The following is an 8293-nucleotide window of genomic DNA, read 5'->3' as shown; positions in this document are numbered from 1 at the left end:
ATACTAAAAAAACCCGAGCTTAGTCTCGGGTTTTTCAATGCCTGAAATTTAGCATACATGAAGGTGGCGCTCTTACCTTAGGCGTAGGTGCTTTGTAGTAACGTTCAATGAGTAATAGTTAACTTTTAAGTTAATTATTAGAAAAAGGTCACTTAGGTGGCCTTTTTTAATGTCTGAAGAAAAGTGATTAGTTTTAAGCTATCAGCTATCTGATCTGTGATCTGACCCCGATAAAGTAGCTCGGAGTTAAATTTAGAGGGCTAGGTTTACCTTTAAGTTTAAGTAATTTAAATATAATTAAGGTATAGAAAAGCACGACTTTAAGCCGTGCTATTAATCAAATTCTCGAAATTTTTATAGGCTAGTGTTTCTTCGCGTACTCTTCAGCTTGCTTTAACACTCTTAATAAATTGCCACTTAAAATCTTTTTGATATCAGCATTGCTATAATCTCTGTCCATTAAGCCTTGAACAAGATTAGGGTAGCTAGATACATCTTTTAAGCCTATAGGTAGTGAATCACCCACGCCATCGTAGTCAGAACCAATACCAACATAATCAATACCAATTAGTTCAACAACATGGTCAATATGATCCAGCACCTGTTCAAGGCTTGCATATGGGTATGGGTTTTTAGCACGATACGCAGCATCAAAATCTTTACTTAGCTTGGTGCCTTCTTTTTTAGCTGACTCTTTTGAGCTTTTTAATTGTTTACCCCAGCTACCCGCTTTTGCGGTAACAAAGCTTGAGCCAAAGTTAATTTGAATAACACCGCCATTTTCTTTAAGTGCGAGTAGCATATCGTCATTCATATTTCGCTCAAAACCAGGCGTGTACTTACGTAGCGATGAATGCGAGGCAATTACCGGCGTTTTAGAGAGCTCCATTACTTGATAAAACGCATCATCTGAAATATGCGATACATCGACTAACATACCTACATTGTTCATTTCAGTTATAAGCTTTTTACCAAATGGGCTTAAACCTTTCCATTTACGGCGTATATCGTAAGAAGAGTCAGAAATATGATTGCTTTGCGAGTGAGCTAGCGTGATGTAGCGGATACCACGGTCATAAAAGTGCTGAAGGTTTTTCATATCACCTTCAATGGGTGAACCGTTTTCCATACCCATGGCAATAGATAGTTTACCTTGTCTAAACTGCTCTTCTATATCAGTGCTTGAGCTGGCAATGGCAAACTTATCAGGTGCTCGCTGAGCAATGGCTTCCATACTATCAATCATTTGATTGGCTAACTGGTAACTTTTACCTTTGCCTTCAAACTCTAAATGCGCAGGAATATAAATCGACATAAATGGGGCGTTTAAACCGCCTTTCACAGCGCGAGGATAGTCAAAATCGCCACCATCGGTCGCTTTGGTTACATCAACCCAGTTTTTATGAATTCGATACGGTACATCAATATGGGTATCGATTAAAATGGTGTCTTGCGTGAGTTTGATTGCTTTATCTGAAGGGGTAACTTGCGTAGCGTGTGCCCCTGCCGCGGTGAGTGCGATGGCGCTAAGTGCTAAACGTAATTTCATGTTCTTACCTGTTTTATTATAATAATGCTAATGATTGTAACAACAATCGATTCGTCCTGCCTACTATCCGCTTATCCCCTTATTTAGCCATTAATCACTTATTACCCTTCGGTATCAAGTGTAATCGTTATAGTCCTAGTCAACAAAGACTCAGTATGCATCTAAGGCGTACTGCAATTTAAGGGACATCACTATGCAATTTACTATCAACAATAAGCAGTACAAACTATCTTTTAAACCAACCTTAGCAACATTATTATTGGGTTTTTCATCATTTAGTTACGCAGATGAAATAGTTAAAGCCGATTCAGTGCTTCAATTCCATGAGGGTTTTTCTGTGGACTTTCAAACAGCCAAAATTAAAGACGTGTTTGATGGTAAGGGTGTTGGTATTAATTACCAAGCTTCATTAGGCGAACTATCAGAAGACCAGCTCAATGGTAAGGTTGATCTTTATGGGCGCTTGCAGCATCAAATAAATGAAGAGGGTGGCAAATCTAATTTAACTCAAACCGAAATCACCTTAGGGGTTAATTGGGCATATTCAGACAAAGCACATTTTTATATTGAAAGTGCATTAATGAAGCAGCAGCTCGATGTTAATAATCATGTTGGTTCTCAAACATTTGATATAACTCGTGTGGGTGGTAAATATAATTTTTATAAGGATTTTGTGCTGAATACGGCGCTAGAGCATCGCGATGCGTTAAAGAGTGAGACTGGTTATAAGTTCGCACTGGAAACAACGAAAGCAAAGTATGCCTTATTTAGCGCGGGTTACCTAAGTGTTGGCAATAATCAATCAATGTTTTTTACTGTGGTATCAAAATTTTGAGTAGTAACTTAATAGGTCTTGAGTACAATACTGTGAATTATCAAAGGAGAGTACTCATGCGAAGTTATTGGTTTTGCCAGTTGTTGGTTTTTACTTGTATTGTACTTATAAACTATAGCTTAGGAATTGCGATATTAAATACGGCATCAGAGCACCATGCTAATTTGCTTTTAAGGACTATCTCGCATGCATCTGTATTTGTGTTATTGACCCATTTTATCCTTTACACCTTAGGTAACCGGTTGTGTGGTAAGTTAAAAATAGCACGACTCAATATTTTTTTGCTAAGTGCATTATCTATTGTGTTAGCATTAATACAGACTCTGAATGTAGTTTATTTTACGCCTTTCATTTTACCTGAGAGTGCTTCGAGTATGAGCATACAAATGTATGGAGAAGCAACGGTAGATTTAAATGAGCAACAGTTTACCGGGGTGTTCTCAAGCTTTTTTAATGCGTTAGTAATGAGTTTAATATGGAGTGGTTGTTACTTAGCGGTAGTATCGCGAAGAGAGAAAAAACTTATTATGAGTCAGCTGAAAGAGCAGCAACTTGAAAACCTTAAAAATCAAATCAATCCTCATTTTTTATTCAATACCTTAAACTCAATTCGTGGCATGATTTACCAAGATCAAGATAAAGCCGCTGATATTGTTACCCAGCTTTCTGAGCTATTTAGATATAACCTAACCACAGACTTACAAACCCACGTCAATTTTGAACAAGAGTGGACGGTATGCGAACATTATTTGGCGATTGAAAAAGTACGGTTTGGTAAACGGCTTTTAGTCACAATGCAGTGTGATGACGCGTTAAAAAAAGTCGTATTACCGAGTATGGCTTTATTAACTTTAATCGAAAACGCCACAAAGCACGGTATTGCCCATTTAGTAGAGGGTGGAGAAATAAAAGTAAATGTAGTGAGAACAAGGGAAACAGTCACGATTACAGTGAGTAACCCTTTTGATGAAACGAAACTTAAACCCGGCACCAAATTGGGATTACAGAACATTCAATCAAGACTTGAGCTGATGTTTGCGCAACAAGGTAAGTTGCTCATTAAAAAACAGAGCGGACAGTTTAATGCAACTTTGGAGGTACCCTATGCAACATAATAAGCCGACCATAACAGCATTAATAGTCGATGATGAGCTACTTGCTCGAAATGAGTTAGCTCGGTTATTAAAACCCTATAAACACATAGATATAATCGATGAGGCAGAAAATATTAGCCATGCTTATGAATTAATAAAAAAGCATAAGCCTGATGTTGTTTTTCTTGATATTGAAATGCCGGGCGGCACAGGTATTGAACTTGCAGAGCAGCTAGCAGGTGAGACTAATATAATATTTTGCACAGCCTATAACGAGTTTGCTGTCGATGCCTTTAGCCTTAATGCCGTTGATTATTTACTAAAGCCTATTGTAAAAGACCGTTTAGAAGGCACCTTAGCAAAGCTGGAAGGGCAACTGACACAGCGCCCTGTTAGTTACTTAGAAGATAACTTTAAATTGATGGTTAAATTTTCTGAGAACATGAAAATTATCCAATTGGCAGATATTTTAAGGTTTGAAAGTATTGGTAATCATGCAGCGATTTATACTGCTTTCGGGAAGGCCTATATTCATAGCTCTTTAACTAAAATTGAAGCTCGCTTAAACCCAGATTACTTTTTACGAGCAAGCCGCAGTGACATAATACGACTAGATGCGATAATTGAGCTTGAAGAAACTATAAATTATGGACTATTAACAAAGCTCAGTAATGGTGCACAAGTTGAAATATCTCGTCGTCAAGCAAGTAAATTAAAGCAACAATTAAGCTTTAATTTATAGTTACTACTACTGCTGATGTTGCTCTTCACTTTGCATGGCTTTAAATTCGCCTTTTGAAATAATAGTAACCGACTCATGCAGCTCTGAAAAAAACACCATGGCTTCGCCGCTTTTTAATTGTTGATTTACCTGCGCCACTTTACTTTCAATACTTATTTCTTGTTCGCCATAATCGGTACCTTCGCGCAGTACATAGCTTTCAATTAGGTTGTATAAGGTGTCTTTATCAAGTTGTTCAAAAGGGATTATCATTACAGCTGGTTACTCGCTTTGTTAAATACGTGCTGACTAAAATAGCTTGGTACGACTTGTTCTAGCCAAAATATAGGTTTAAATGGGTTGTTACCACTAATAAATCCAACGTGTCCGCCTTTCTCTGAGACGCACAGCGTAACATGCTCACTGACATCTTGCCTACTCGGTACGGCTTTAATAGAGAGCATGGGGTCGTCTTTAGCGTGAATAATAAGCGTAGGAATAGCGATGTCTTTCAAGTACGGCATAGCGCTGGCTTTACGGTAATAATCGTGAGCGTTTTCAAAGCCATGTAATGGTGCCGTTAGCTGGTTATCAAACTCTAATAAATCGTCAATTTCCATTAGTTGGTCGGTAGTAATCGGTATTTGCTGCTTTATTTGTGGCAACTTACGTTGCATTGACTTTTTCATTCTGTCGAGCAAATACTTTTGATAAATTTTACCTAAACTTTTACGTATAACATCGCTTGATGACGATAAGTCATAAGGTGCCGATACTACCGCTGCTGCACTTAATGGGCATGTTTCGCGTTCTTCACCTAGGTACTTAGCAAGTACATTACCACCTAGCGAAAAACCAACGGCCATAATTGGGCGGTTTGGATATTGTTGACGCAAATAATCTATAAAAAAAGCTAAATCAGCTGTATCACCACTGTGATATGCGCGGGGGAGGCGGTTTACTTCAGTTGAGCAGTTTCTAAAGTGCATAAGCACAACTGCATAGCCTTGTTTTTTTAAGGCCTTCATCATGCCTTTGGCATAAAAGCTATTTATGTTGCCCTCAAGACCATGTAAAACAACGGCAAGTGGTGCGGTTTCGTTATGTGGAAGCGACCACGCAAGCTCAATAAAATCACCATCAGGTGTATCAAGTTGCTCAAGTTCGTAGGACGTATTGTGAAATGGGCGGAAAAAACGCGGCATTATGGTCTGAACGTGACGATTGGTCATCCACCATGCTGGTTTGAACTGAGAGATCATGTTTGTACTACGCACTTTGTATTAAACGAAAAGCTAGTGTATCAAATTTTTCGCTTCAGAAAATAAAAAGCGCCTAACTAGTAAACTAATAAGGCGCTTTAGTGCGTCGTGCTTAATTTTTAATGCTAATCAGGAACTTCCGCTTCACTTATTTTTTTAATAAAGTAAAAAGCGTAAAATAAACAAAGAGAAATCACGACACCTAAGATCCCAAAAGACATAAATAATACAGGGTCGCTAAAAAAGTCTCTAAAGAATACGTTCATGAGTTTTCTCCTCGTTGGTTGATGAGTTAATCATAGAGGGAGTTTGCAGGGAGTAATGTGATCGAGATCAAACTATTTTTCTAAGTGGGAAGAGTAACCACTCTAAGTTGATTTAGATCATGTTTTAAAGACTATTAGATTATTACCGAAGTGCTGTTTTAATTTAGGCTAGCTTTACGTATAGCTCGATATTATTAGGTTTTATCACTTCTAACATTTTGAACTGGTTAGCTTTATCAACAAGCATTTGCTGTTGCTGCTTTTCAAGTTTTAACTCGGCGCTTAATAGCGCTTTACGTATTATTGCGTAGTCACTAATCGTATGCTGATGTTCTTTCAAATAGCTACGGGCAGAGCGAAGAGGCTTAAGCGCTTGCGTATCAAATTCGTTAATTGAGGCTATTAAGTCACTCAGCTGCTCGGCGCTAATGCTAAGTTTAAGTGAGTCTAAATACAGTAAAAATAGACACACATTAACATTTTTACCTTGCTGATTTTGCAGTGCCAGCAAGGTTTGTTGTTGCCCAGGCTTTGCGTACAAGGTGCACGCAAATTGCCAAAAGTCATTGCTATTGAGCAAGTTCATCGGCAAAGGCCTGTTCTTTTTCTTCCATTTCTTCAAGCGCCATGAGGAGCTCTTCTTCAATGTCGTTAAGTTTAGGTGTGAGCATTGCTTGCTTAGCAATTAACTCTTTTAGCTGAGCTTTATTGTCGTCGTTGTAGAGTTCGTTATCGCCAAGTGCGACCTCTACTTCGCTAAGCTCTGCAGAGTATTTGTCTAGTTGCTTTTCAAGCTTTTCAATTTGTTTTTTAAGCGGTTGAATGGCTTTTCTAAATTCGGCTTCTAGGCGTTTTTGCTCTTTTCGGTTAACACCTGAGTTAGCTTTAGGCTCATCATTTTGCTGGGCTTTAACAGCTTCTTTATTGGCATTGAGTAACCATTGATAATACGCATCTAAGTCGTAACCAAACTGAGTTACTTTGCCGTCATCGACTAGGTAAAACTCATCGGCGGTATTTTTAAGCATGTGGCGGTCGTGCGATACAGTAACCATGGCGCCTTCAAAACCTTGTAGTGCCATAACAAGTGCATGGCGCATTTCTAAATCAAGGTGGTTAGTTGGCTCATCAAGTAACAGTAAGTTAGGTTTTTGATATACCAACATGGCAAGCACTAAGCGTGCTTTTTCGCCGCCCGAAAAGGGGGCTACCGGCTCAAGTGCTTTGTCGCCAATGAAAGCAAAGCCACCTAAAAAGTCACGCAGCGATTGCTCAGTGGCTTTAGGGTTTAAACGCTGTAAATGCGTAATAGCGCTGGCTTTTAAATCAAGCGATTCAAGTTGATGCTGCGCAAAGTAGCCAATGTTTAAACCATGGTGCTGCACAACCTTACCTGCTTGTGGCTCTAAATCACCAGAGAGTAGTTTAATTAGCGTTGATTTACCTGCGCCATTTCGGCCAAGTAAAGCAATACGACTACCAGGGACTAAATTAAGCTCTATATTATTTAAAATAGTGACTTCACCATAGCCCGCTTTCGCTTTATCTAAGCTCATAAGTGGGTTTGGAAGGGCTGTTGGCTCTGCAAATTCAAAGTTAAACGGTGAATCGGCATGGGCAGGTGCTAGCTTTTCCATGCGCTCTAGGGCTTTTACGCGGCTTTGTGCTTGTTTGGCTTTACTGGCTTTTGCTTTAAAGCGCGTAATAAACTGCTCAAGGTGTGCAATTTGATCTTGTTGCTTTTCAAACATAGCTTGCTGCTGTAGTAAGCGCTCTGCTTTTTGGCGCTCAAATTGCGAGTAGTTGCCTTTGTACACATTAATAAGTTGCTTATCTACATGCCAGATTTGATCAACTACTGCATCTAAAAACTCACGGTCATGCGATATAAGTACAAGGGTGCCAGTGTAGGCACGTAAAAAGCGCTCAAGCCAATATACTGCATCTAAATCAAGGTGGTTAGTTGGTTCATCAAGTAGCAGTAAATCGGCGTCGCGTATCAATGCTTGAGCAAGGTTTAAACGCATACGCCAACCACCAGAGAATGCGCTTACGGGGTTTTCTATTTGATTGTTAGCAAAGCCTAAACCATGCAGTAATTCGCCAGCCTTAGACTCTATGCTATAGCCTTTAATATTTTCTAATTGAATGTGTACTTTAGCTTGTGTATCGCCATCATTGCTTTGCTCTGCTTCACGAAGGGCAATACGCAGCGCGTAATATTCAGGGTGGCCTTGCAGTACATAATCAATGGCGCTTATTTCAAGGGCTGGGGTTTCTTGCTTAACAGAGGCGATAGACCAATCTTTAGGGATGCTGCAGCTACCGGCGTCTAACTGTAGTTCTGATTTTAATAAACCAAATAACGTTGATTTTCCGCAGCCATTGGCTCCTACAAGGCCAACTTTATGTTCTGGAAATAAAGTGGCTGATGCATTTTTTAATAAGGCTTTACCGCCACGAAGTAGTTCTATTTCTGATATTTGGATCATGAATGCGTTACTTTACTGTGCCCTTGTTAAGTTGCGCCTATCATACCATAGAACTTAATGCGCTTATCAAGCGT

At 39.2% G+C, this 8293-nt stretch carries 8 protein-coding genes; 3 read left to right on the top strand and 5 right to left on the bottom strand.

Going from position 1 to position 8293, the window contains the following annotated elements; all coding sequences use genetic code 11:
* Positions 1-361: 361 nt before the first annotated feature.
* A complete protein-coding gene (locus J8L71_RS15880) occupies positions 362-1549 on the bottom strand; it encodes a dipeptidase (RefSeq protein ID WP_211001381.1) in 1188 nt (395 codons plus the stop codon).
* 193 nt (positions 1550-1742) lie between these two features.
* On the opposite strand from J8L71_RS15880, the gene J8L71_RS15875 reads away from it, so the two are divergent.
* From J8L71_RS15875 to J8L71_RS15865, 3 genes are all read left to right on the top strand, one after another.
* Positions 1743-2384: a hypothetical protein gene (locus J8L71_RS15875; protein WP_211001380.1), complete on the top strand. Its 642-nt coding sequence runs from the start codon at positions 1743-1745 to the stop codon at positions 2382-2384.
* A 374-nt stretch (positions 2385-2758) separates the two neighbouring features.
* Positions 2759-3499, top strand: coding sequence for a histidine kinase (locus J8L71_RS15870; protein WP_211001379.1), 741 nt, complete (start codon positions 2759-2761; stop codon positions 3497-3499).
* Positions 3489-4220 carry a LytTR family DNA-binding domain-containing protein gene (locus J8L71_RS15865; protein ID WP_211001378.1) on the top strand — a complete coding sequence of 244 codons (732 nt, stop codon included), beginning with the start codon at positions 3489-3491 and terminating at the stop codon, positions 4218-4220. Before J8L71_RS15870 ends, J8L71_RS15865 begins: the two co-directional genes overlap by 11 nt.
* A gap of 6 nt (positions 4221-4226) precedes the next feature.
* On the opposite strand, the gene J8L71_RS15860 is transcribed toward J8L71_RS15865, so the two are convergent.
* The 4 genes from J8L71_RS15860 to J8L71_RS15845 form a co-directional block, all read right to left on the bottom strand.
* Positions 4227-4472, bottom strand: a complete 246-nt coding sequence (locus J8L71_RS15860; RefSeq protein WP_211001377.1) for a YheU family protein — start codon at positions 4470-4472, stop codon at positions 4227-4229.
* Complete coding sequence (locus tag J8L71_RS15855; protein WP_211001376.1) at positions 4472-5461, bottom strand: hydrolase; 990 nt, start codon at positions 5459-5461, stop codon at positions 4472-4474. Before J8L71_RS15855 ends, J8L71_RS15860 begins: the two co-directional genes overlap by 1 nt.
* Positions 5462-5890: 429 nt before the next feature.
* Complete coding sequence (locus J8L71_RS15850; protein ID WP_211001375.1) at positions 5891-6313, bottom strand: TIGR02444 family protein; 423 nt, start codon at positions 6311-6313, stop codon at positions 5891-5893.
* Positions 6297-8219, bottom strand: a complete 1923-nt coding sequence (locus J8L71_RS15845) for an ATP-binding cassette domain-containing protein (protein WP_211001374.1) — start codon at positions 8217-8219, stop codon at positions 6297-6299. Before J8L71_RS15845 ends, J8L71_RS15850 begins: the two co-directional genes overlap by 17 nt.
* Between the last annotated feature and the right edge of the window lie 74 nt (positions 8220-8293).

The sequence above is a fragment of the Pseudoalteromonas sp. MMG007 genome (assembly GCF_018100985.1).
Taxonomy (GTDB): domain Bacteria; phylum Pseudomonadota; class Gammaproteobacteria; order Enterobacterales; family Alteromonadaceae; genus Pseudoalteromonas.
Note: the sequence above shows the minus strand (reverse complement) of the source record. Positions and strands in the feature narration are given on the sequence as shown.

Bases quoted from the DNA above. Each gene is read 5' to 3' on its own strand.
- J8L71_RS15880 (WP_211001381.1), bottom strand. From the start codon at position 1,549: ATGAAATTACGTTTAGCACTTAGCGCCATCGCACTCACCGCGGCAGGG.
- J8L71_RS15875 (WP_211001380.1), top strand. From the start codon at position 1,743: ATGCAATTTACTATCAACAATAAGCAGTACAAACTATCTTTTAAACCA.
- J8L71_RS15870 (WP_211001379.1), top strand. From the start codon at position 2,759: ATGAGCATACAAATGTATGGAGAAGCAACGGTAGATTTAAATGAGCAA.
- J8L71_RS15865 (WP_211001378.1), top strand. From the start codon at position 3,489: ATGCAACATAATAAGCCGACCATAACAGCATTAATAGTCGATGATGAG.
- J8L71_RS15860 (WP_211001377.1), bottom strand. From the start codon at position 4,472: ATGATAATCCCTTTTGAACAACTTGATAAAGACACCTTATACAACCTA.
- J8L71_RS15855 (WP_211001376.1), bottom strand. From the start codon at position 5,461: ATGATCTCTCAGTTCAAACCAGCATGGTGGATGACCAATCGTCACGTT.
- J8L71_RS15850 (WP_211001375.1), bottom strand. From the start codon at position 6,313: ATGAACTTGCTCAATAGCAATGACTTTTGGCAATTTGCGTGCACCTTG.
- J8L71_RS15845 (WP_211001374.1), bottom strand. From the start codon at position 8,219: ATGATCCAAATATCAGAAATAGAACTACTTCGTGGCGGTAAAGCCTTA.